Origin of the sequence: Bradyrhizobium sp. WSM471 (assembly GCF_000244915.1) — a bacterium.
Classification (GTDB): domain Bacteria; phylum Pseudomonadota; class Alphaproteobacteria; order Rhizobiales; family Xanthobacteraceae; genus Bradyrhizobium.
On the sequence record NZ_CM001442.1, the window covers coordinates 4,459,062 to 4,481,608 of the forward strand.

The 22,547-nt window shown below is 64.1% G+C and carries 25 protein-coding genes; 16 read left to right on the top strand and 9 right to left on the bottom strand.

Going from position 1 to position 22,547, the window contains the following annotated elements; translation table 11 throughout:
- Positions 1 to 6 precede the first annotated feature (6 nt).
- The 3 genes from BRA471DRAFT_RS19835 to pncA form a co-directional block, all read right to left on the bottom strand.
- The gene (locus BRA471DRAFT_RS19835; protein ID WP_007610446.1) at positions 7 to 2,040 is read right to left on the bottom strand and encodes an NAD(+) synthase; all 2,034 of its coding nucleotides are present in this window, start codon (positions 2,038 to 2,040) and stop codon (positions 7 to 9) included.
- A gap of 141 nt (positions 2,041 to 2,181) precedes the next feature.
- Positions 2,182 to 3,252, bottom strand: coding sequence for an alpha/beta fold hydrolase (locus tag BRA471DRAFT_RS19840; RefSeq protein ID WP_007610448.1), 1,071 nt, complete (start codon positions 3,250 to 3,252; stop codon positions 2,182 to 2,184).
- 16 nt (positions 3,253 to 3,268) lie between these two features.
- Positions 3,269 to 3,907: a bifunctional nicotinamidase/pyrazinamidase gene (pncA, locus tag BRA471DRAFT_RS19845; protein ID WP_007610450.1), complete on the bottom strand. Its 639-nt coding sequence runs from the start codon at positions 3,905 to 3,907 to the stop codon at positions 3,269 to 3,271.
- A gap of 254 nt (positions 3,908 to 4,161) precedes the next feature.
- Here pncA and glk point away from each other — a divergent pair, with 254 nt between their 5' ends.
- The 3 genes from glk to BRA471DRAFT_RS38980 all read left to right on the top strand — a co-directional run bounded on the left by glk (position 4,162) and on the right by BRA471DRAFT_RS38980 (position 5,778).
- On the top strand, positions 4,162 to 5,133 hold the full coding sequence (glk, locus tag BRA471DRAFT_RS19850) for a glucokinase (RefSeq protein WP_035975029.1): 972 nt from the start codon (positions 4,162 to 4,164) through the stop codon (positions 5,131 to 5,133).
- Positions 5,134 to 5,275: 142 nt separating this feature from the next.
- Positions 5,276 to 5,479 carry a hypothetical protein gene (locus BRA471DRAFT_RS19855; RefSeq protein ID WP_007610453.1) on the top strand — a complete coding sequence of 68 codons (204 nt, stop codon included), beginning with the start codon at positions 5,276 to 5,278 and terminating at the stop codon, positions 5,477 to 5,479.
- A gap of 143 nt (positions 5,480 to 5,622) precedes the next feature.
- Positions 5,623 to 5,778 (top strand): hypothetical protein, encoded by a 156-nt coding sequence (locus BRA471DRAFT_RS38980; protein WP_007610455.1) that lies wholly within the window; start codon positions 5,623 to 5,625, stop codon positions 5,776 to 5,778.
- A 61-nt stretch (positions 5,779 to 5,839) separates the two neighbouring features.
- Here the strand turns inward: BRA471DRAFT_RS38980 and BRA471DRAFT_RS19860 are convergent, their stop codons facing one another.
- Together BRA471DRAFT_RS19860 and BRA471DRAFT_RS19865 are read right to left on the bottom strand one after the other, a co-directional pair.
- The gene (locus BRA471DRAFT_RS19860) at positions 5,840 to 6,217 is read right to left on the bottom strand and encodes a response regulator (protein ID WP_007610457.1); all 378 of its coding nucleotides are present in this window, start codon (positions 6,215 to 6,217) and stop codon (positions 5,840 to 5,842) included.
- A gap of 111 nt (positions 6,218 to 6,328) precedes the next feature.
- The gene (locus BRA471DRAFT_RS19865) at positions 6,329 to 7,117 is read right to left on the bottom strand and encodes a Spy/CpxP family protein refolding chaperone (protein WP_007610459.1); all 789 of its coding nucleotides are present in this window, start codon (positions 7,115 to 7,117) and stop codon (positions 6,329 to 6,331) included.
- A 484-nt stretch (positions 7,118 to 7,601) separates the two neighbouring features.
- Here BRA471DRAFT_RS19865 and BRA471DRAFT_RS19870 point away from each other — a divergent pair, with 484 nt between their 5' ends.
- The 6 genes from BRA471DRAFT_RS19870 (at position 7,602) to BRA471DRAFT_RS38985 (ending at position 13,747) form a co-directional block, all read left to right on the top strand.
- Positions 7,602 to 8,942 carry an ABC transporter substrate-binding protein gene (locus tag BRA471DRAFT_RS19870; protein WP_007610461.1) on the top strand — a complete coding sequence of 447 codons (1,341 nt, stop codon included), beginning with the start codon at positions 7,602 to 7,604 and terminating at the stop codon, positions 8,940 to 8,942.
- A gap of 129 nt (positions 8,943 to 9,071) precedes the next feature.
- Entirely contained in the window at positions 9,072 to 10,010 is a 939-nt protein-coding gene (locus tag BRA471DRAFT_RS19875; protein WP_007610463.1) for a carbohydrate ABC transporter permease, read from the top strand.
- On the top strand, positions 10,010 to 10,921 hold the full coding sequence (locus tag BRA471DRAFT_RS19880) for a carbohydrate ABC transporter permease (RefSeq protein ID WP_007610465.1): 912 nt from the start codon (positions 10,010 to 10,012) through the stop codon (positions 10,919 to 10,921). The genes BRA471DRAFT_RS19875 and BRA471DRAFT_RS19880 overlap by 1 nt, the downstream gene beginning before the upstream one ends.
- 6 nt (positions 10,922 to 10,927) lie before the next feature.
- Positions 10,928 to 12,028, top strand: a complete 1,101-nt coding sequence (locus tag BRA471DRAFT_RS19885; protein ID WP_007610467.1) for an ABC transporter ATP-binding protein — start codon at positions 10,928 to 10,930, stop codon at positions 12,026 to 12,028.
- A gap of 33 nt (positions 12,029 to 12,061) precedes the next feature.
- Entirely contained in the window at positions 12,062 to 13,051 is a 990-nt protein-coding gene (locus BRA471DRAFT_RS19890) for a hydroxyacid dehydrogenase (protein ID WP_007610469.1), read from the top strand.
- A 180-nt stretch (positions 13,052 to 13,231) separates the two neighbouring features.
- The gene (locus BRA471DRAFT_RS38985; RefSeq protein WP_035974124.1) at positions 13,232 to 13,747 is read left to right on the top strand and encodes a hypothetical protein; all 516 of its coding nucleotides are present in this window, start codon (positions 13,232 to 13,234) and stop codon (positions 13,745 to 13,747) included.
- Between the two features lie 33 nt (positions 13,748 to 13,780).
- Here BRA471DRAFT_RS38985 and BRA471DRAFT_RS19900 read toward each other — a convergent pair whose 3' ends face one another.
- Positions 13,781 to 14,278 carry a DUF1993 family protein gene (locus BRA471DRAFT_RS19900; protein ID WP_007610471.1) on the bottom strand — a complete coding sequence of 166 codons (498 nt, stop codon included), beginning with the start codon at positions 14,276 to 14,278 and terminating at the stop codon, positions 13,781 to 13,783.
- Positions 14,279 to 14,416: 138 nt separating this feature from the next.
- Between BRA471DRAFT_RS19900 and BRA471DRAFT_RS19905 the strand changes: the two genes are divergently transcribed.
- The 4 genes from BRA471DRAFT_RS19905 to BRA471DRAFT_RS19920 all read left to right on the top strand — a co-directional run bounded on the left by BRA471DRAFT_RS19905 (position 14,417) and on the right by BRA471DRAFT_RS19920 (position 18,020).
- On the top strand, positions 14,417 to 15,199 hold the full coding sequence (locus tag BRA471DRAFT_RS19905; RefSeq protein ID WP_088931381.1) for a transporter substrate-binding domain-containing protein: 783 nt from the start codon (positions 14,417 to 14,419) through the stop codon (positions 15,197 to 15,199).
- A 172-nt stretch (positions 15,200 to 15,371) separates the two neighbouring features.
- The gene (locus BRA471DRAFT_RS19910) at positions 15,372 to 16,280 is read left to right on the top strand and encodes a DUF2147 domain-containing protein (protein WP_007610473.1); all 909 of its coding nucleotides are present in this window, start codon (positions 15,372 to 15,374) and stop codon (positions 16,278 to 16,280) included.
- 179 nt (positions 16,281 to 16,459) lie between these two features.
- On the top strand, positions 16,460 to 16,810 hold the full coding sequence (locus BRA471DRAFT_RS19915; RefSeq protein WP_007590916.1) for a hypothetical protein: 351 nt from the start codon (positions 16,460 to 16,462) through the stop codon (positions 16,808 to 16,810).
- A gap of 157 nt (positions 16,811 to 16,967) precedes the next feature.
- On the top strand, positions 16,968 to 18,020 hold the full coding sequence (locus BRA471DRAFT_RS19920; protein ID WP_007610475.1) for an IS110 family transposase: 1,053 nt from the start codon (positions 16,968 to 16,970) through the stop codon (positions 18,018 to 18,020).
- 328 nt (positions 18,021 to 18,348) lie between these two features.
- Here the strand turns inward: BRA471DRAFT_RS19920 and BRA471DRAFT_RS19925 are convergent, their stop codons facing one another.
- Together BRA471DRAFT_RS19925 and BRA471DRAFT_RS19930 are read right to left on the bottom strand one after the other, a co-directional pair.
- Positions 18,349 to 18,753: a cupin domain-containing protein gene (locus BRA471DRAFT_RS19925; RefSeq protein WP_007610479.1), complete on the bottom strand. Its 405-nt coding sequence runs from the start codon at positions 18,751 to 18,753 to the stop codon at positions 18,349 to 18,351.
- Between the two features lie 24 nt (positions 18,754 to 18,777).
- Positions 18,778 to 19,476 carry a ribonuclease activity regulator RraA gene (locus BRA471DRAFT_RS19930; protein ID WP_007610481.1) on the bottom strand — a complete coding sequence of 233 codons (699 nt, stop codon included), beginning with the start codon at positions 19,474 to 19,476 and terminating at the stop codon, positions 18,778 to 18,780.
- A gap of 247 nt (positions 19,477 to 19,723) precedes the next feature.
- Here BRA471DRAFT_RS19930 and pxpB point away from each other — a divergent pair, with 247 nt between their 5' ends.
- From pxpB to BRA471DRAFT_RS19945, 3 genes are read left to right on the top strand one after another with little or no spacing between them, the layout of a single operon-like run.
- A complete protein-coding gene (gene pxpB / locus BRA471DRAFT_RS19935) occupies positions 19,724 to 20,455 on the top strand; it encodes a 5-oxoprolinase subunit PxpB (RefSeq protein WP_007610483.1) in 732 nt (243 codons plus the stop codon).
- Positions 20,452 to 21,489, top strand: a complete 1,038-nt coding sequence (locus BRA471DRAFT_RS19940) for a biotin-dependent carboxyltransferase family protein (RefSeq protein ID WP_007610485.1) — start codon at positions 20,452 to 20,454, stop codon at positions 21,487 to 21,489. The genes pxpB and BRA471DRAFT_RS19940 overlap by 4 nt, the downstream gene beginning before the upstream one ends.
- A gap of 31 nt (positions 21,490 to 21,520) precedes the next feature.
- A complete protein-coding gene (locus BRA471DRAFT_RS19945) occupies positions 21,521 to 22,291 on the top strand; it encodes a LamB/YcsF family protein (RefSeq protein WP_007610487.1) in 771 nt (256 codons plus the stop codon).
- 87 nt (positions 22,292 to 22,378) lie between these two features.
- Here the strand turns inward: BRA471DRAFT_RS19945 and BRA471DRAFT_RS37540 are convergent, their stop codons facing one another.
- On the bottom strand, positions 22,379 to 22,531 hold the full coding sequence (locus tag BRA471DRAFT_RS37540; protein WP_007590908.1) for a hypothetical protein: 153 nt from the start codon (positions 22,529 to 22,531) through the stop codon (positions 22,379 to 22,381).
- Positions 22,532 to 22,547: the final 16 nt, after the last annotated feature.

Here is a 22,547-nt window from a genome sequence, read left to right on the forward strand (position 1 = left end):
TCCCGTTCAAACCGGCACATTCCGCTCGAGATCTTCAAGCCACGCCGCTGCGCTCGAATCCGACGGCGCGCGCCAGTCGCCGCGCGGCGACAACGAGCCGCCGGCCGAAACCTTGGGTCCGTTCGGCATCGCCGAGCGCTTGAACTGGCTGAAAGCGAAGAAGCGGCGCAGGAACACCTCCAGCCAGCGGCGGATCTCCTTGAGATCGTATGCCTTGCGCTTATCGGTCGGAAATGCCGGCGGCCATTCGCCCTCGGCGACGTCCTTCCAGGCCCGCAGCGCCATGAAGGCGATCTTAGACGGCCGCATGCCGAACCGCAGTGTGTAGAACAGGTTGAAATCCTGGAGCTCGTAGGGACCGACGGAAGCTTCCGTGCTCTGCGGCTTCTCGCCCGGCTCGACCGGAACCAGCTCCGGCGAGATTTCGGCAACCAGGATCAGACCAAGCGTCCGGTTGACGTCGTCGCCGAACTGCTTCGAGGCAATCACCCAGCGGATCAGATGCTGGATCAGCGTCTTCGGGACCCCGGCGTTGACGTTGTAGTGCGCCATCTGGTCGCCGACGCCATAGGTGCACCAACCCAGCGCGAGCTCGGAGAGATCGCCGGTGCCGATCACGATGCCGCCTTGATGGTTGGCGAGCCGAAACAGATAGTCGGTGCGCAGGCCCGCCTGCACGTTCTCGAAGGTGACGTCGTAGACCTTCTCGCCCTTGCCGAAGGGATGGCCGATGTCCTTGAGCATCTGCGTCGCCGTGGTGCGAATGTCGAGCTCCTGCCAACTCGTGTGCAACGCCTTCATCAGCGCCAGCGCATTGGCCTTGCTCTCGCTGCCGGTCGCGAAGCCCGGCATGGTGTAGGCGAGAATGTTCTCACGCGGCAGGCCGAGCAAATCGACCGCCTTGGCGGCGACGATCAAAGCGTGGGTGGAATCGAGCCCGCCCGAGACGCCGATGACGACGCGCCTGGTGCCGGTCGCGCGCATGCGCTGGACGAGGCCCGCGACCTGAATGTTGTAGGCCTCATAACAGTCCTGCTCGAGCAGGCTCTCGTCGCTCGGCACGAACGGAAAGCGCTCGACCTTGCGCAGGAAGCCGATATCGGCCGTCGGCGGGTTCAGGGCAAAAGCCACCTTGCGGAAGAAGGCTTCGCGCTGGCGACGATTGTCATCGAACGTGCCCATCGCGGCGCGCTCCTGCCTGAGCAGATCCAGATCTATATCAGCCAGTGTGATCTGGCCGCCCTGGCGGAACCGCTCGCCCTCGGCCAATAGCACGCCGTTCTCGTAGATCGAGGTCTGGCCGTCCCAGGCAAGATCGGTGGTCGATTCCCCTGCCCCGGCTGCTGAATAGACGTAGGCCGCGAGGCAGCGCGCCGAAGTCGATTGGCACAACAGCGCGCGCGAGCGGGCTCGGCCGATCGTGATCGGGCTGCCCGAGAGATTGATCAGCACGCTCGCGCCCGCAAGCGCGAGCTCGGAGGCCGGCGTGACCGGGATCCACATGTCCTCGCAGATCTCGACGCCGACGGTCAGGCCCGGTACGTCCTCGGCCGCGAACAGGAGGTCGACGCCGAAAGGGGCATGCAGCCCGCCAAAGGCGACCATCTCTCCGACGATGCCGGCGCCGGAGGCGAAATGCCGTCCTTCGTAGAATTCGCGATAGGTCGGCAGGTAGCTCTTGGGCACGACGCCGAGGACTTTGCCGCGATGGATGATGACCGCGCAGTTGTAGATGCGATTGCCGAAGCGCAGCGGCGCGCCGACGATCAGGACGGTCATCAGCGCCGAGGATGCCTCGACGATGGCCACGAGCCCGCGCTCGACCGCATCGAGCAGCGGGTCCTGCTTCACGAGATCTTCGATCGCATAGCCGGACAGGCAGAGCTCGGGAAACACGGCAACCGCCGCCGACTGCGCGTGGCAGTCCTTCGCCGCCGCCAGAACCGCAGTCGCGTTGGCCGTGGGATCGGCCACATGAGAAGTGGTAACGCAGGCTGCCACGCGCGCAAATCCGTGGGCATAGATCGAGTGGAAACTCATCGAGCACAGTCCCTTTGTCTCGTCGCGACCGGCCTCCGCCAGTTCTGGACTCCATTTAACCCATCGACATGGCCCCGTGCAGGCCATTCGACGGCATGCATAACGGATTTGCAGCTTCGCTGCCCGGCCCTTGGGGTCGTCTCAGGCTCTGCGCACCAGCATGCCGGGCAGATCGTCGCGCAGCCACTCGGCGATCCGGGGCCAGGCATGGGTGTGGGTCCGCGCGCCCATGAACAGGCCAAGATGGTTGCTAGGCTGGGAGGCCGCCGCAATGAAGGCCGGTGGTGTGCCGAGCAAGCCGGCGGTGGCGAGCGCCTGCGCAGCCGGCACGACGTCGTCATCGAGCCCGGCCAGCAGGAAGACCGGCGCCTTGACGTCCTTCAGATCAATCACGCGGCCGAGGGCCATGAATTCGCCGCGCGCGATCCGGTTCTCCCGGAAAATCCAATTGACGATCTCGAGATAATAGGTGCCGGGCAGATTAAGAGGCTCGGCGTTCCAGCGCTCGAAGCGTGCCAGCAACGCCGCGCCTTCCTTCCCGGAGAGGTCGCTTTGCAGCGCCGTCACGATGTCGTCGCGGCTCGGCGCCTTCGACCAGACCTGCAGCATCTCTTCGCCGCTGACATTGCCGCCGCCGCGCGCGACGAGCTGGTCATAGACCATCTCCGGCGCGTTGCGGGCGAGCTGCGACAGCCTGGAGTCGATCGAGAGGTCGACAGGCGCGCCTGCCAGCACCAGCCGCCGCACCTTGGCGGGAAAGCGCGCCGCATAGAGCAGCGACAGCCAGCCACCCTGGCACAGGCCGACGAGATCGACCGGCGCGCCGATCTCGTCGCGCATGTCGGGTGCGGCCGAGCGCCAGTCGGTAAGATAGACCCGGTCGATGCCGCCATTTTGCAGAGACTGCACCACGCTGTGGCCGGGGGCGAAGTCGGCGATCAGGGCCCGATGCAGCGCATAGGGCGCGCAGACCAGTGCCGGCTGACCGGCCCCCGTGCGCGCGCAATTGCGCAGGCGCATGGTCGCAAGCTCCAGCGCGACGGAGTTGGGCGTGGTCCACGGCAGGCTGCTGTCGGCCTGCTCCGGCGGACCGCGCTCGAGCCATCCGAAGCAGGCGTCCATGGCCAGCCGAGCCGCAGCGAACGGCCACAGCAGCGGGTCATCCGGGACCGGGCTCGGTGCGCGCAGCTGTTTACCGGTCTTCTCCGCCATGGCTATTTTACGGTCCTCACAGGAAGGCCTCGAAGCTGACGAGCGAAATACCGCGCTTCCGAAAACTCTGATGGGTCGCGGCCACCGAGCCGTCGAGATCGATGCCGCGGCAGGCGTCCTCGATAACGGCGACCTCGAACCCCGCCTTGCGAGCATCCTCCGCCGAAAAGCGGACGCAGTAGTCGAACGCGAGGCCGGCGACGAAGACGGTGTTCAACTCGCGTTCGCGCAAATATCCGAGCAGGCCGGTCGGCGTTTTCTTATCGTTCTCGAACAGCGCCGAATAGGAATCGATGCCGCGCCGAAACCCTTTCCGCACCACCAGGCTTGCGCGGGTGGTGTCGAGATCGCGATGAAATTCAGCGCCCGCCGTGCCCTGCACGCAATGGCTCGGCCACAGCACCTGGGCGCCGTAGTCGAGCGCGATGGTCTGGAACGGCTGTTTGCCCGCATGGTTCGAGGCAAAGGAGACATGATCGCGGGGATGCCAGTCCTGGGTCAGCACCACATTGGCGAATTTTTGGGCGATCCGATTGATGGCGGGGACGACCTTCTCGCCGCCCGGCACCGCGAGCGCCCCGCCCGTGCAAAAATCGTTCTGCACGTCGATGACCAGCAGCACGTCGCGGTCGGAAATCTTCATCGCATGGTCCATTCCAGGCCATCCCGCGCGACCGGCGCCGAAGGCACGTCTCCAGTGTCGATCTTCCCGCGCTGCTTCGCAACCACCCGCAGGTGCGGCCATCTGCGCGAATGCACCCCGTCGGCCCCGGGATGCAACGGTTTGGGCTGATGCGTGTTGACTAGATCCCGCCGGGGGCGGATTCTGAAAGCCGTTCGCATTTTGCGATCGGATAGAGCGGAGGAAGCGGTTCCCGCAGCCCGAAAGGCCGCGGCAGCCATATGGACATGACCATCGGCAAGACAGGACAGATTCTTCTCGCCGATATCGGCGGCACCAATGCGCGCTTCGCGCTCAGTCAGGGCGATCAGACCGGACCGATCGACTACGTCAAAGTGGCGGACTTCCCGACCGTCCGCGAAGCCATTGCCGATGTTCTCGCACGTCGCTCCGACGGCAAACCTCCCTCAAGGGCCGTGCTGGCCGTCGCGGGGCCGGTGACCAACAACCGCTGCGTCATGACCAACAGCCCTTGGGTCATCGACGGCAACGAGCTTCAGCCGGCCCTCGGCTTTGACAGCGTCCATGTTCTCAACGATTTCGAGGTGGTGGCCTGGTCCCTGCCCGCCCTGCAGCCCGCCGACCTGATCCCGCTCGGCGGACAGCAGGGTCTTCCCGGAGAGCCGTTGCTGGTCGTCGGACCCGGAACCGGCTTTGGCGTTTCCTGCCTGGTCGAGCGCCACGGCTCACGGCTGGCCGTCGTCACCGAGGCGGGCCACGCGACCCTGCCGGCAGAGGACGAGCGCGAGGAACGCGTGATCGCGTGCATGCGCCGACGCCTCGGCCATGTCTCCATCGAGCGTGGCGCGTTGTCCGGTTCCGGCCTGCAAAGCCTCTATGAGGCGCTGTCCGAGGTGGAAGGCGCTCAGGTGCCGCATCGCGATGCTGCCGCCATCACGAAGGCGGCCCTGGAAGGCAGTTGCGAGCTCAGCCGCAAAACGCTGGAGATGTTTTGCGCCATTCTCGGCTCGGTCGCGGGCAACCTCGCGGTGACCTTCGGCGCACGCGGCGGCGTCTATATCGCCGGCGGAATTGTGCCGCGCTTTCCCGACTTCCTTGCAGCCTCCGCATTCCGGGCGCGCTTCGAAGCCAAGGGACGCTTCCAGGACTATCTCCGCGACATCCCGACCAGACTGGTCACGAAACCCGATGCGAGTTTTGTTGGCCTGACGATGTTCGCCGAGCACAACCAGCCTTAACGGCGCGCGCCTCCGGCCGCGGGTTCCAGTCATGCACAGCTGATTGCACAGCACGCGCGCTCGGCGCGGGATCGTGCTTGCGCGCACGTCCCGGATGAGAAACAATCCTGGCTTGTGTGTGGCGTAGTTGCGGGGGCGTGACATGCGTAAGCAGGATTTGGGTTTCGACTATCACCGCTATCACCGCCTTCTGCTCGAGGCGGACGACGAGGGCAAGCGGCTGGCGCTGATCGAGCTCTTGATCGAGGAAAAGGCGCGTGACCGGCTTGCCGCCCAGCGCGCTTCGGACCGCGCCGCCATGACAGCCCACACTATCGCTACCGTGCTGAAGAACGGGCGCCCGTGAAACGAATGATTGCGCTACTGTGCCCGAAAACGCGGCATCAATTGCCATTTCGTTAACGATCCCTCGAAAGCTCGCGTCAAACTTTTTGCTCTAGAAGTTCCCTCACCTGATCCAATTCAGGGGCAACAAAGGGGGGAATGAACATGAGCATGATTTCGATCGCCGCGATGCCGGCCACCATCGAAACCCGTTTGGCCGATTCTTCGTTCAAGACCATCTTGCTGTTTTGCTGCACGGGCCTGGCCGCCTCGTTCGGCCTGATGGCGCACGGCATCGATCTCGGCGCCGGCCTGATGTGAGACGCGACGCATTCCGTCGCGAAATGGCCGCCCCTGACGGGCGGCCATTTTGTTTTTGGTTTCAGTGCGGCGTCTTCGCTGCCGCTTCCGGAAACATCGAATCGATCATCGCCCTGAGCTGATCGATCGAAATCGGCTTGCGCAGGATCGGCCGGCGCCTGAGCAAGGACGGCAGCAGCTCCGGACCGTAGCCCGTGGCGAACAAAAACGGCTTGCCGCGACGCTCGATCAAATCGGCGACCGGATCGACGTAGAGGCCCTTGAGATTGATGTCGAGGATCGCAAGATCGTACTGCGCGGTCATGGCGAAAGCGCTGGCGTCCCGAACATTATCCGCTTCCGCGGCGACGTGGTGGCCGAGTTCCCCCACCATGTCCGCCATCATCATCCGGATCAACGTCTCGTCTTCGACCAGGAAAACGGAGAGTCCGTCCGCCATATCAACCCCGCCATCAGCTTCCGAAGCTAATCATAACCGAATCGCGAAGAGGATTCACGAATTCGTGGCGGGCGCCGTTAATTCAGACGCGCCCGATCGGATTCAACTTGATCAATCCAGCCCTCGTTCATGGCTGAGCCGCACCATCTCCTGCACGAACACCTGCTTCTGCTTGTCATCGAGGCTCGAATAGAGGGGCTCGGCGGCGTCGGCGACATTGCGCTGATCGGCAGCGCGGTCGATGAGGAATTGGGCTTCGTTGCGCATCTGCTCGACGATGTCGTCGGGAGGATCCCGCTTGGCGCGCGCAACCCGCAGGTTGAGCCGCTCGGCACCGTTATGCCCGAGGTAGTGCATGGCGCTCGAGAAGCCGTACCAGTGCTTCTCCTGCTCGGGCGTGAGGTTCAGTTCGGCCTTGATCCGCTCGATATAGGAGTCGCTGTTGGTGACGATCTGGTCGGCGGTCAATTGCGGCGCGCCGGTCTGGGTCAGGACCGTGACATCCTTGTCCTGCGGCGCGTTCTTCGCCTCCTTGCTCGCCTTGGCGCCCTTGCCCGGCTTGGCGCTCTTGGCATCCTTGTCCTTGCCGGCGCCCTGCTTGGCGTCCTTGGCCGCATCCTTGCTGGCGTCCTTGCTCGCATCTTTGGCTGCAGGCGCCTGATTGCCATTATTGCCAACGCCGAGCACGCCGGTGAAGACACCGACCACACCGCCGATGGCGCCGCCGAGCACGCCACCGACCGGACCTGCCGCCTTGTTCCCGGCCGCCGCTCCTTCCTGAACCCCTTTGACCAGGCCTTGAGCGTTCGCCGCGGCTGCGCCGAGCAGCAACACGACAACGGATCCCAGCGCGAACCATCGTCGCAGGTTAAGCCGCGCGGGCGGCGCCGGGTTGATCATTCTGGTCTCCATCTCGATCTGATTAGGCTGTTGGGGGTGAGAACCACTTGCCAGTTGCAACTCTATCGTTTTCACCGCTTCGAGGTCTAGCCAAGGGCAATTGCTATCCACGCCCGAAAAGTCTTTGCCGCGAGGTGCTTATGCAGGCTCCTTGGAAACTGCGGCGTAATTGCGCACATGTCGGTCTGGCGCGCCAACGCCGAGTGTGCGTCGCAAAACAACCGGCCGTGGTTCATGGCCCGCGCATAATGTCGAGGGCGCTGCCGCGTTCCCGGACACAACGTTAGTTCTAGGCGCAAGCCGTTCGGTTTTCTCGACAGACGCAATCAATCATGATCTGATCGCGCTACCAATTTGCCTTCGAAGCCGACGGCATCAACAAGAAACGTCGAACAAGAAACTTTAGAAAAGAAGATCAAAAGTAGAACTCGGAAGAGTTCAGAGGAAACGCCAGAACAATAAAACACCCAAGCGAGGAAACGAGATGTCACGCAAGAACCTGACGCGACGTCAATTTGTGGCTGCCACTGCAATGTCCTCCACGGCGCTGATCGCGGCGCCCTATGTCCGAGGCGCTTACGCCGCCGGCAAGCTCTCGATCGGCTTCTGGGACCACTGGGTGCCCGGCGCCAACGATGCCTCCAAAGCTCTCGTCAACGAATGGGCGGCGAAGGAGAAAGTCGAAGTCTCGATCGACTACATCACCAGCAACAACAACAAGATCCAGCTCACCGTTGCGGCGGAAGCCCAGGCCAAATCCGGTCACGACATCTTGCAGATGCCGACCTGGTGGCCGCACGCCTATTCTGAAAACCTCGAGCCGCTCAATGATGTCATGGAGCCGCTCCTCAAGCAGAACGGCGACGTCAACGGCACGGTCAAATATCTCGGCCAGGCCGGCGGCAAATGGCTCGGCATCCCCGCGACCCCGGGAAGCCAGATCAAGGGGCCCTGCTCCCGCATCGACCTCATGAAGAAGCATGCAGGCATCGACGTGCAGGAGATGTATCCGGCCGGCGGCCCGCCAAAAGCCGACAACTGGACACTGGACACGTTCCTGAAGGCGGCCGAAGCCTGCCAGAAGGGCGGCGTCCCCTTCGGTATTGGGCTTGGCGAAACCACCGACAGCGTCGACACGGCCGGTGCAATCTTCCAGTCGTTCGGGGCAGAGCTCGTCAACGCCAAGGGCGACGTCACGGTCAAGACCGACGCCGTTCGTCAGGCGCTCGAATACTACAAGAAGCTGATTGCGTTCCTGCCGCCCGACGCGCCGTCCTGGGATGACGCCTCGAACAACAAATGGCTGATCTCCGGTCGCGGCGCCATGATCCTGAATCCGCCGAGCGCCTGGGCCGTCGCCAAACGCGACGCTCCTCAGGTCGCCGAGCAGTGTTGGACTCACGGCTTCCCGGCGGGGCCAAAAGGCCGTTTCGCACCCTACCTTCCGTACTTCTGGGGACTCTGGAGCTTCAGCAAGAACAAGGAAGCGGGCAAGAGCCTACTCACACATCTGTCGCAGCCGTCATCGATCGAGAAGTTCGTCGCGGCAAGCGGCGGCTACGATCTGCCCGCCTATGCCAACCTGACGACCTTGAAAACCTGGGCGGAGGAAGGACCGCCGAAGGGCACGCTCTTCCATTATCCGAACCCCTACAATCATCAGACACTGTCGATCGCCGCGTCTCCGGCGCCGCCTAAGATCGCCCAGCAGATTTACTTCCAGGCGACGCTGACCAAGATGGCGCTGCGTTTCGCGCAGGGCGAGAAGATGGAGACCACACTTGCCTGGGCAGAGGGCGAGTGCGAGGGCTTCATGCGGAGTTAGCCCGATGTGCTACGGCGGTTCACGCGTGAGGCGTGAGCCGCCGGCGCAACTCCTGGTCCCGCCTCCCGCCACAGGGAAGCCGACCGACAGGGCCGGCATCCCGTTCGACACCTTGAAGGAATATCTGTCATGGCCGACGTCGTCGTTGAGCAAGGTCGCGTGGTCCCTGCACGGAGCGCCCGCAAGCGAACGAGTCTCCGCAAAGCTATGGGGCGCAAATCGACGGCGGCGTTCCTGCTGACGCTGCCGCTGATCCTCCTGATTGCGCTGCTCGTGCTCTATCCTGCGATCTATTCGATCCACCTCGCCTCCCTGAACAAGTCGATGCAGAAGTTCGTCGGCTTCGGCAATTTCACCTTCCTGTTCAAGCGCGACACGTTCTGGATGGTGGTGCAGCAATCCTGCATTTTCGCGCTCACAGCGGTGTTCTTCAAGGCGCTGATGGGATTCATCGTCGCGCATTTCGTGCACAACATTCCCGCCAAAGGCCAACGCAAATGGCGCGGCATGCTGCTCGTGCCGTGGGTAATCCCGCCGGCGATGAGCACGCTGGCATGGCTGTGGCTGTTCGACCCCTCCTACAGCGCCTTCAACTACACACTGTCGTTCTTCGGCATCGGTCCGATCAACTGGCTCGGCGACACGTCGTGGGCGCGCTTTTCCGTCATCCTGGTCAATGTCTGGTACGGCGCACCGTTCTTTATGATCATGTATCTGGCGGCGCTCAAATCTGTTCCGGATCAGCTCTATGAGGCCGCAGCGATCGACGGCGCGAATTGGTGGCAGAAGATCTGGTTCGTCACCCTGCCGATGATGCGCAACATCATCGCCATCACCACGTTGTTCTCGCTGATCGTGACCTTCGCCAACTTCGACATTGTCCGGATCCTGACGTCGGGCGGCCCGCTTGATCGCACCCACATTTTTGCGACGTGGGCTTTCAAGGTCGGCATCGAGGGCAGCGATATTCCGCTTGGCGCCAGCGTCTCGCTGTTCATGGTGCCTATCCTCGCCGTCGCAGCGATCTTCATCCTGCGCGATGTCAACAAACGCGGGAACGAAGCCTGATGAGCACGCTTGCAATCGACAAGACCGGTCCGACACGCAAGGTCAAGCTTGGCAGCATGAGCCGCGACCGCACCTGGGCGCTGCGCTGGTCGTACTTCTTTCTCGTGTTGTTTGCGATCTTCTCGCTGACACCGCCGCTCTACATGCTGATCACTTCGCTCAAGAGCAGTGCTGAAATCTCGGCCGCGACAAATCCGTGGTGGGTGTTCCACCCCACACTGTCGAACTATGTCGAGCTTCTGACCTCGAACCAGTTCCTCCGTTTCTTCTGGAATTCGGCGATCGTTTCGATCGTGGTCGTCATCATCACCATGTTGATCAGCATCCCCTCGGCCTTCGCGCTCGCGCGCATGAAGTTCTGGGGCTCGACGACGCTCGCCACGGGAGTGTTTCTGACCTACCTGGTTCCGGACAGTCTCTTGTTCATTCCGCTATTCAAAATGCTCGCTGCGGTCCAGGACATCACGGGCATTACGTTGCTCAATCGCTGGTATGTGCTGCTGTTCGTCTATCCGACGCTGACAGTGCCATTCTGCACTTGGATCATGATCGGCTATTTTGCCTCGATCCCGAAGGAGCTCGATGAGGCCGCCATCATCGACGGCGCTTCCTGGCTCCAGACCCTGACGCGGATTTTCATCCCCGTCGCCCTGCCCGGCCTGATCGCGGCGACCATCTTCGCCTTCACCGTGTCCTGGGCGCAGTTCCTCTATCCCCTGGTGTTCACGACATCCATCGACCAGCTCGTGCTGCCGGTCGGCATCACCACTACGCTGATCAAGGGTGACGTTTTCAACTGGGGGCAGATCATGACCGGCGCGCTGCTTGGCGCAGCCCCGCCGCTGGTCATCTACGCCTTCCTGATGGACTATTACATTGCCGGCCTGACCGCCGGCGCGACAAAGGGTTGATGTCTTATGGCTGAGGTTGCGTTGCGGAAGGTGATCAAGCGTTACGACGACGTCGAGGCGGTGCGCGGCATCGATCTCGACATCTCCGATCATGAGTTCATCGTGCTCGTCGGCCCCTCCGGCTGCGGCAAGTCGACGACGTTGCGGATGATCGCGGGGCTCGAGGACATCACCGACGGCGACATCATGATCGGCGGGGACGTCGTCAACGACGTGCCGCCGAAGGACCGCGACATCGCGATGGTGTTTCAGAACTACGCGCTCTACCCGCATATGACGGTCGCGGAGAACATGTCGTTCGGGCTGCGGCTCAAGCACTATCCCAAGGCCGAGATCAAGGCGCGGGTGACCGAAGCTGCCCGCCTCCTCGACATCACCGACCTGATCGACCGCAAGCCGAAGCAGCTCTCCGGCGGCCAGCGCCAGCGCGTCGCCATGGGGCGGGCCATCGTGCGCAACCCGAAAGTCTTCCTGTTCGACGAGCCGCTGTCCAATCTCGATGCCAAGCTGCGCGTGCAGATGCGGATCGAGATCAAGAAGGTGCACCAAAAGGTGCGCACCACCACGGTCTACGTCACCCACGACCAGGTCGAGGCGATGACGCTGGCCGATCGCGTGGTGGTGATGAACAAGGGGCGGATCGAGCAGATCGGCACCCCGAACGAGCTCTACCACAAGCCGGCGACGCGCTTCGTCGCGGGCTTCATCGGCTCGCCGGCGATGAACTTCATTCCGTGCCGGCTCGAGGACGTCGGCGGCAAGCTCAACGTCCGCCTGACGGACCGCATCTCATTCCCGTTGCCGCCGGCCCGCGCCGCCCATTACAGCGCACTGCCCCGAGCTGAAAACCTCTTGCTCGGCATCCGTCCCGAACATCTCACGGAATCGCATGCGCATCTGGAGCCGGGTGTCGAGACCTTCGACACCGTGCTTGACGTCACCGAGCCGATGGGAATGGAGACGCTGGTCTATTTCGCATTGGACGGCACGCCGATCTGCGGCCGTGTCGATCCCAATGCGGGCGCCAAGGACGGCGGCCCCATGCGTTTGGCGATGGACCTCAACAATATGCACCTGCTAAACGAGGCGACCGGCGCCGTATTGTGACGGCCGGGCAAGAAACTCGTGCAGGTAGGGACGATGTCGACCAACAAGAAGAAAATCTTTGTCACGCAAACTTTGTCGCAAGGGGCGCGCGCCCTCCTCACCCAGCGAGATGACATCGAGCTCATCGAGTTTCCGAACCTGATCTCCGCCAGGGATTTCGAGGCCTTGCTGAAGAGCCACGCGCCGGTCCATGGCGTGGCGCTCGGCGCCACCGCTTTCGGCGAGACCGAGCTCGAAGCCTCGAAGGACATGAAGGTGGTGACCCGGATCGGCGTCGGCTACGACGCCGTCGACGTCCCCGCCCTCTCCCGCCGCAAGGTGCCGCTGATGGTCGCGGGCAGCGCGAACTCGCCCTCGGTCGCCGAGCAGGCGCTGTTCATGATGCTGACGCTGGCCAAACGTGCGCAGGAGATGCATTCCTGCGTCAAGGACGGCAAATGGGCCGACCGCCTCGGCATGCTGCCGTTCGATCTCTACGGCAAGACCGTCCTCATCATCGGCTTCGGCCGTATCGGCACCCGCACCGCCAAGCGCTGCCTGGCGATGGACATGAATGTACAGGTCTATGATCCCTACAAGGGAGCCGCGGAGATCAAGGCAGCCGGCTGCGAGCCGGTCGCCGATCTCGATGCCGCGCTGCCGCACGCAGATTTCGTCACCATCCACTGCCCGAAGACGCCGGAGACCGTCGGCCTGTTCGACGCGGCGCGGATCGGCCGGATGAAGCCGAAATCCTATCTCATTAACACCGCGCGCGGCGGCATCGTGAAGGAGGCGGCGCTGTACGACGCACTGGTCTCGGGCAAGCTCGCCGGCGCCGGCATCGACGTGTTCGAGGTCGAGCCGCCGCCGGTCAGCAACGCGCTATTCGCACTGCCCAACGTCATCATGGCCCCCCACGTCGCCGGCGTCACGGTCGAGGCGGTGAGCCGGATGAGCGAGCAGACCGCGCGCAACATCCTGAGTGTGCTGGACGGCGATCCCATCCGGCAGAACATCATCAATCAGGACGTCTTGGGCTAGGCTGGTCTCCCGGGCGGTTCTTCTGGGCGGGCGGCGGCCGCCCGCCTTCGGAACGCCAGAATGAGTCCCATTTTGGTGCAGATCGAGCCCTCACTCAGCCTTAATCAAACCCGCGTAATAGTCCGGCCGCGGCGGCAGTGGGACAGACTTGCCGGCCGCGTCGAGCTGGAGGATGGACCCTTGTCAGAGATCGACCCGACCGACCACGCGTTGGCGACCATTGCCAGCATCCTGGAGCACCCTGAACCCGTCCTCGTCGTGCGCGAGACCGAGACCGTGCGCGAAACCGAGACCGTCACCGTGACCGAAATGGTGGTTGCCGGTGAGCATGGGGTCGCGGACGAGCACGCGTTCGTCGACGAGCACCAGACGGTCGATGAGCATCCGGTGGTCGAGGAGCAGCCGCTGGTGCCGGAGCACACCGATGCCGACGGCTACAGCAAGGTCGGCCCCGGGCCGATGGTGGCGATCCGTCTGAAATGGACGGTCCATCGCGGCGACGACGGCCAGTTCTACGTCCACGAGACCATCGGCGAGCAGTCCGTGCCCGTGGTCAGCGGCCCGATGACCGGCGAAGCCGCGGTGCATTTCGTCGACGCGCATGAGGACGAGGCACATCGGCGCTTCGAGGAGCTGCGCAGCGAGATCGCCGGCCGCAGCTCGCTCGCCGATTATGAGCGCAAGGGCGAAGCCTAGCGCGCTTTCGCACGACGTGGATGCCGGTTCGGCTCATCGTCGTCCGAGATAATCCTTCTTCACGAGCTCGACGCCTGCGTGCCGCAACAGGTCGTAGGCGGTCGTGACGTGAAAGAAGAACTGCGGAACGCTGAAGGTCAGCAGCAGCGTCCGCCCCGTGAAGGGCAACTCGGTCCCGTTCTTCAGCCTGAAGAAGACATTCCGGTCCGCCGCCGCGTCGATCTCCGCGCGCGGCAGGCTTTCGATGAACTCGATCGACGTCGCGATGCGGGCCTGGAGTCCGGCCATGTCGTGCTCCAGCACCGGCAGCGTCACCGGCTCGCGGTCGGCGAGCAAGGCCGCGGCGACCGTGGCATGGCGGCAGGCCTCACCGATCTGTTGCGCCAGATCGTACATGTCGGGCGCCATGCGCATGCCGAGCAGGACGGCCGGGTTGAACTTCCGGGTTTCGGCATAGGCAACGCCCTTGTCGAGCAGTGCGGACAGGTTGCGCAGATACGGCACGAAGAGTCCGACCGAGGCGTCATACATCGAGATCGTCACTTCAAAATTCCCTTCACTTCCGCCTCGCCAGCGACGGGCATCTGGTCTAAATCCAAGCCTCAAGACAGGCATCGAGAGCTGCACAATGACAGCTTGGGCATGGGTGGAAAAGAGATGATCGTTCGAATGACCAGTCGAATTCTGGCGACTTTGGCCGTGGTCCTGCTGGCAAGCCTGTCGGCCCACGCACAGCAGACGGCGCCGTCCCGCCTCGACGAGATCGTCAAGCGCGGCACGTTGCGCGTCGGCATGACCGGCGACTACAAGCCCTTCACCTATCTCGACAAGACGACGCAGCAGTTCAACGGCTTCGATGTCGACATGGCGGAGGCGCTCGGCAAGGCGCTCGGCGTCAAGGTCGAATTCGTGCCGACGGCCTGGCCGAAGCTGATGAAGGATTTCGAGGCCGATCAGTTCGACATCGCCATGGGCGGCGTCTCGGTCACGCTCGACCGGCAGAAGAAGGGCTTCTTCTCCGCGCCGATCATGCGCGAGGGCAAGACGCCGATCGCGCGCTGTGCCGACGTCGGCAAATACCAGAACATCACCGACATCGACAAGAAGGGCACCCGCGTGATCGTCAATCCCGGCGGCACCAACGAGCGCTTCGCGCGTGCCAACATCAAGGAAGCCGACATCACCGTCTTCCCGGACAATACCGTGATCTTCGACGAGATCGCCAAGGGCAATGCCGACCTGATGATGACCGACGCCTCCGAGACGCGCTACCAGCAGAAGCAGCATCAAGGCGTGCTCTGCGCGGTGCATCCCGACAAGCCGTTCGACTTCTCCGAGAAGGCCTATTGGCTCCAGCGCGACATGGCGCTGAAGGCGTTCGTCGACCAATGGCTGCACATTTCCATGCAGGACGGCAGCTACAAGAAGATCTACGCCGCCTGGTTCGATTAGGACCGCGTCCTCCTGTCGCTTGCCCCGGCCAAACTTTGGACCGTCTCCGGTGTTATTGAACCCGCAGCCGCCGGAGCACGACTCATACGGTGACAGTGATCTAGATCACTTTTTGCGATCGAACCGGGGCGTAAGCGTCGGTGCGGGGACCACCTGTTTCAGGAGATGCGAAATGAGGAAGCTGTTGGCCACGGCCGCATTCCTTTTGGCGAGCACCGCTGCGCAGGCGCAGTACACCTTCGACTATGGCGGGCGTACCATCCGCATCGATCCCGACCGCGGCACGGTGCAAATCCCCGGGGTCTACGACAACACCGGCCAGGGCAAGGCGAAGAAAGCCAAGAACGATGCCAAGGGGGCTCCCAAAGCGGACCCGCAGGCACCGCAACAGGCCAAGGCTGACCCGCAGTCGCCTGCCAATCCGGCGCCGGCCCCGGCACCTGTCACGGCACCCCCGGCGGCCGAGCAGGCCGCTGTCCAAGCTCCCGTCCAAGCTCCCGTGGCCGTCGCGCCGCCTGCCCCGCCGGCGCCTCCGGCCACCACGGCTAACAACGCTCCGGCGGAAGACGCGCTGGTGCCGCCGCCTCAGCCGGCCCCAAGTGCTGCCCCGACGGTGGCCGCAGTACCGCCCGCACCACCGCCAGCCCCGGCCGTCGCAGCCGCGCCTCCGGCGCCGTCTCCGCCTCCCGTCCCGGCGCCTGCACCTGCCCCCGTTCAGTCGGCGGCCGTCGCGCCGCCAGCTCCCGCAACCGCGCCCACGCGCGATCTCAATTCGCCGCTCGGCGTCTGGCTCACCGAGGAGAAGGAAGGCAAGGTCCGGATCGAGCAATGCGGCAGCAATCTCTGCGGTTACTCGGTCGATTCGAAATCGAACCAGAATGGCGAGCAGGTTCTGATCAACATGAAGCCCGGCAAGGACCAGAACAAGGACCAGAAATGGTCCGGCCGCATCCTCGATCCGAACTCCGGCTCGACCTACGATTCAACCATCGCGCTGAAGGGCACCGATCGCCTGCGCGTCCAGGGCTGCGCCTTCGGCGGCATGTTCTGCGGCGGCCAGATCTGGACGCGGGTGAACTGACTTCCGGCGACACTCCGACCGAGACAAAGGGCCCGCAATGCGGGCCCTTTTGCTTTCGCCCGCCAAATCGATTGCGGCGTGCGCGACATCACAGAGCCCGTCGCGCGCGTGACAGCCCTCACATCGCCGGTTTCAAGGCCGTGACACGATCCCCGCATGATCAACCCAAGGGGCGTGTCATGAACGGATTTCGCAAGGCTCTCTTCGCCACAATCATTGTCATCGCGTTGCCGGCCGCGCAGGCCAGCGCCAGCACTTTTGACGGCGCATGGAATGTCCGTATCTCGTCGTCGAGCGAGACCTGCGGTAACGGCTCGACCGTCGCAATCGGCATCAACAACGGTCAAATCGCCTCGAGCAGCGCCATGGTGACGGCGTCAGGCCGCGTCGCGGATGCCGGCAGCATCAATGTCACTTTGAGCACCGGCATCAAGCGCGCCGTCGGCTTCGGCCGGCTCAGCGGCACCTCCGGCTCCGGCACCTGGCGCGGCAGCATGTGCACGGGCACGTGGACGGCCGAGCGGATGTAAGTGCGCGTGCCCCGGACGCGGTGCAGCGTGCAACGCTGCTCCGCAGAGCCGGGACCCAGCATTCTTGGTGCGTCCCAAATCTGATGGTGTGGACGGCCCCCTACGGCATCAGTGTGCCAGAATGAGGTTGTCAGAAACTCATTCACAGGAGCCGTCCGTGAGCCAGATTATCCGCATTGGGATGGATACGTCGAAGTATATTTTCCAGCTCCATGGCGTCGATGCGTCGGAGCAAGTCGTGCTGCGCAAGCGGCTTAGCCGCAAAGCGATGCTGGAGTTTTTTGCGAAGCTGCCGCCCACGGTGGTCGTGATCGAGGCTTGTGGGGCGGCTCACCACTTGGCACGGGAGCTCGGCAAGCTGGGACACACGGTCAAGCTGATTGCGCCGCAACTGGTGAAGCCCTACGTGCCGCGGAACAAGAACGACGGACGCGATGCGGAGGGGCTTTGCGAGGCGTCGAGCCGGCCGCGGATGCGATATGTGCCTGTAAAGACGGCGGAGCAGCAGGCCGCACTGATGCTGCTTGGCGTCCGCGAGCAATTGGTCGGGCGTCGCACGCAACTCTCCAACACGATCCGGGGTCATGCGGCGGAGTTCGGTCTGACCGCAGCCCAAGGGCTGGACAAGCTTGCTGCGTTCCTGGCCGCGATCGAGCGGGACGAACGTGTGCCCGTGCTGAGCCGCGAGCTTTTTGTGATGCTTGCTCGGCAATACGACCAGGTGCAGACCGAGCTGAAGGCGATCGAGGCCAAATTGCTGGCTTGGCACCGTGCCAACGCCACAAGCCGGCGCTTGGCGCAGGTCCCTGGGATCGGGCCAGTTACGGCGGCCGCGCTGGTGATGAAGGCGCCTGATCCGCACGCCTTCCGTTCGGGACGATTGTTCGCAGCCTGGCTCGGCCTGACGCCCAAAGACCATTCCACCGCTGGAAAGACCAGGCTCGGCAAGATAACCCGAGCCGGCGACGAGAGATTACGTCAACTTCTTGTGGTCGGGGCGACCGTGGTAGTCAAGCAAGCGACCGGGAAGCACCGTCGTGGATCGCGCTGGCTGCTCGACCTGCTCCAGCGCAAGACGCCGAAGCAGGCAGCCGTGGCGCTGGCCAACAAGACTGCACGCATCGCCTGGAAGCTGATGACGACGGGAGAGGATTATGACAGCGCGCGGTTCGATGCCAAAAGCGATGCCGAAGTGGCCGCCGCCGCGTAGTTGAGAGATTCGGCAGACCGGCGGGTTCGCCCACCGGCCGAACCGGAGCTGCAAGAGCAGAGGAGATGGTGCGATCGATCGTTCCGAGATGCGAGCAAATCCGTGGGACCCAGTGGCCGAACAAGGTCGCCTTTCTGATTGGAACTCGCGTCGCGAAAACCATCTTGGCCCGCGGTTCAACACGCCGCATCAACAGGCCGGACATATGGATGCAAGCGATCCGGTCAAACCTCACAAAGCTCTTGTGCCACGGGGGCCGTCCACATATGGGTCCCGGATCGGCGCCGCATCGCCCTGCGGCGATGCGTCTTGTCCGGGACACCAGACGTTAGCCGACCGCCGCGCCGTATTCCGCGTCGGTCACGGGCTCCAGCCAGGTCGAGAACACGCCGTCGAGCGCTTCCTGCATCGCGATGTGGGTCATGCCGTTGGTCGGCGACCCACCGTGCCAGTGCAGTTCGCCCGGCGGAATCCAGACGGTGTCGCCGGGACGGATTTCGATGACAGGCCCGCCCTTGGACTGGACCCGGCCGACTCCCGAAATCACATAGAGCGTCTGCCCGAGCGGATGGTGATGCCAGTTGGTGCGCGCGCCGGGCTCGAACGAGACGCGCGAACAATTCAGCCGCGCCGGCGCGGGCGCCATGATCACGGGGTCCTGCCACACGGTGCCGGTGAAGTGTTCCCCGGGCGCACGGCGTGTCGGCCGCGTGCCTGCAACAGTGATCTCCATTGGATTTACCTCGCTCTTTCCCGATTACTTCTTGCTTGCGGCGTAGCGCGCCTTGGTCTCGGCGTTCATGGGATAGAGGCCCGGGAGCACCGCACCATTGTTCACCTCGTTGACGATCCAGGCTTCCATCCGCTCCTGCTCGACACCCTCGTTGAGCACGTGATCGAGCATCGCCTGCGGGATCAGCACGCAGCCGTCCTGGTCGGCGACCACGATGTCGTTCGGGAAGACCGCAACGCCGCCGCAACCGATCGGCTCGCCCCAGCCGACGAAGGTCAGGCCGGCAACCGACGGCGGCGCGGCATAGCCGTCGCACCAGACCGGCAGGTTGGTGCCGAGCACGCCCTCGACGTCGCGCACGACACCGTCGGTGACGAGTGCGGTGACGCCGCGCTTCATCATGCGCGCGCACAGGATGTCGCCGAAGATGCCGGCGTCGGTGATGCCCATGGCATCGACCACGGCGATGCAGCCCTCCGGCATCGCCTCGATCGCGGTGCGGGTCGAGATCGGCGACGACCAGGATTCCGGCGTCGCCAGATCCTCGCGCGCCGGCACGAAGCGCAGCGTGAAGGCCGGTCCCACCAGGCGCGGCAGGCCCGGGCGCAGCGGACGCGCGCCGCGCATCCAGATGTTGCGCAGGCCCTTCTTCAGCAGGACCGTTGTGATGGTGGCAGTGGTGATGCCGGCGAGGGTCTTGCGGGCTTCGGGGGACAGCGACATGGAAACAGACGAGCTCCGGATGGGCGGGAAAGAACGCGCGCATCTTGCGGGGTGCGGGCCTTGCGTCAAGGGCCAAGAGGATACCAATCATGCAGGGCCGCAGCGCAGTTATGCGTCGCGATAACAAGGCTTTATCGGCTCCCCCTGCATTAATTTATTGGACTTGCGGGCGCATTTACGCGAAGCAGGAACAAGCGGAGCTCAAGGCCGAGCCCGCGCATCTCCAGAAGCCCGATTTCGACAGCCCATGTCCGCGACGCTTCCCCCGCCCCGCCTTCTGCCCAGTGGCGACAGCGCCGTCACGGTCGAGTTCAGCCGTACCATCGACGACGACGCCAACCAGCGCGTGCTGGCGCTCGACAAGGCGCTCGCAGCAAGCCCGATCGATGGCATCACCGAGTCCGTGCCGACCTATCGCTCGCTGCTGGTGCATTACGATCCCGGCAAGATCGGCTTCGACGCCCTTGGCCAAAAGCTGCTCGCGCTCGCCAGCCAGCCGCTGCCGCCGGCCACCAAGGCGCGCCGCTGGCGTATTCCCGTCGCCTATGGCGGCGAGCATGGCATCGACCTCGAGGACGTCGCGAAGGCGCTGAACACCACGCCCGACGACATCGTCGCGCGCCACGTCGCCGGCGACTACAAGGTCGCCATGATCGGCTTCACGCCGGGCTGGTCCTATCTCAGCGGCCTCGACAAATCCCTGCAAATGTCGCGGCGACAGAATCCGCGGCTGCTGACGCCGGCCGGCACGATCTCGATCGGCGGCATCCAGGCCGGAATCCAGTGCCTGGCGGCCCCGAGCGGCTGGCACCTGCTCGGCCGCACGCCGGTGCGGACCTATCAGCTCCACCGCAATCCGACCTTCCTCACCGAACCCGGCGATCGCGTGACGTTTTTCGCCATCGACCACAAGACGTTCGAGGAACAGGACCGCGCCGCCGAGGCCGGCGAGATCATTGCCGAGCAGGTGGCCGCATGAGCCGGCTCGTGATCGCCAGCATCGGGCCCGCAAGCTCGGTTCAGGACGGCGGACGCCATGGCGCGCAACGCTATGGCCTGACGGTCAGCGGAGCGATGGACCGCCTCTCGCTCGCCGCAGCGAACACGCTTGTCGGCAACGATCCGTTCGCAGCCGCTGTCGAGGTCGGCCCGTTCGGCGCCTCGTTCACCGCCCGCGACGGTGCCGTGCGCGTCGCGATCTCAGGTGCGCCGCGCAAGGCGGACATCGCGGGCAGTCCGGTCGCCATGGACATATCGGTGACGCTGAAAGACGGCGAGACGCTGACGCTGGGTTTTGCTCGCGGCGGTGCGTTCACTTATCTCGCGATCGAAGGCGGGATCAAGGGCGAGCCGGTGTTCGGCAGTCTCGCGGTCAACGCGCGGGCCGGTCTCGGCAGCCCCTACCCGCGCCCGTTGCAGGCCGGCGACGAATTCACCGTCGATGCCGCAAGCGGTGCACCGGACCTGCGCATCGAACTGCCGAAGCCATCGAGCGGTCCGATTCGCGTCCTGCTCGGACCGCAGGACGACGAATTCGACGACGTCAACAAGGCGCTGTTCCTCGACAGCGAGTGGAAGATCTCGGCGACGTCAGATCGCATGGGCTACCGACTGGAAGGTCCCGCGATCAAGCATCTGCATGGCCACAACATCGTCTCCGACGGAACGGTCAACGGAAGCATCCAGGTGCCCGGCAACGGCGCGCCGATCGCGCTGATGATGGACCGCGGCACCTCCGGCGGCTACCCGAAGATCGCGACCGTGATCACGGCCGATGTCGGCCGTCTCGCGCAGACCTCGGCAGGAACGGCGTTCCGCTTCGAGGCGGTCAGCATGGCCGAGGCGCAGGACGAGGCGAGGAAATTTGCGCAGCTGATCCGCAACTTGCCCGATCGCCTGCGCTCCGCCGATACCGTCGCGCTCAACATCGAAGCGCTCAGCGATGCCAATGTCGCGGGCTATGCTGTGAGTGCCGTTGATGCCGGGACCTGGCAGGTCGCGGTGGAACCGTAACGACAAGACGATCAGAGACGGAGAGCACCCCATGAAGACGATCGATCTCAATTGCGATCTCGGCGAAGGTTTTGGCGCGTGGGAGATGGGCAACGATGCCGCCATGATCGACCTGGCGAGCTCGGTCAACGTCGCCTGCGGCTTCCACGCCGGCGATCCCGATATCATGCGCCGGACGGTCGAGCTGGCGAAAGCGCGCGGCGTCTCGGTCGGCGCGCATCCTGGCTATCGCGACCTGCACGGTTTTGGCCGCCATCCGATCTCGGGCCTGAAAGCCTCCGAGATCGAGAACCTCGTCGCCTACCAGATCGGCGCGTTGCAGGCGATCGCGACCGCGGCCGGCCACAAGGTGACGCATGTGAAGGCGCATGGCGCGCTCTCCAACGTCGCCTGCGAGGACGACATGACGGCGAAGGCAATCGCCGCCGGCATCAAGGCGGTCGATCCCAGCCTGATTTTCGTCGTGCTCGCCAATTCGAAACTGGTGAAGGCCGGCGAAGCCGCCAATCTGCCGATGGTGCATGAGGTGTTCGCCGACCGCGCCTATGAGGACGATGGCAATCTCGTCTCGCGCAAGAAGCAAGGCGCGGTGCTGCATGACGCCAAGGCGATCGCCGACCGCGTGGTGCGCATGGTGCAGGACGGCGCGGTGGTCTCGGTCACGGGCAAGGTCATCAAGATGCGCACCGACACGGTGTGCATCCACGGCGATACGCCCGGCGCCGTCGACATCGCGCGCGGCCTGCGGCAGGCCTTGAAGGATGCAGGCATCGAAGTCGCGCCGTTCAAGCGCGGGGCGTGAGGCTTTCAGTCATTCCGGGATGATGCGCAGCATCAGACCCGGAATCTCGAGGTTCCGGGTTCGGCTTCGCCGCCCCGGAACGACAACTTAGAACGGGTGCACCGACAGCGTGCCGAAGACGATCGCGGCGATGACGGCGAAGGCGCTGTACATCGCGGCATGATGCACGCTCGCACCGGTCCGCCGCGAGAGCGAACGCGCGTAGAAGTGCAGCCTGGCTTCCGCCGATAGTTCGCGCATGGTCGATCTCCAACGC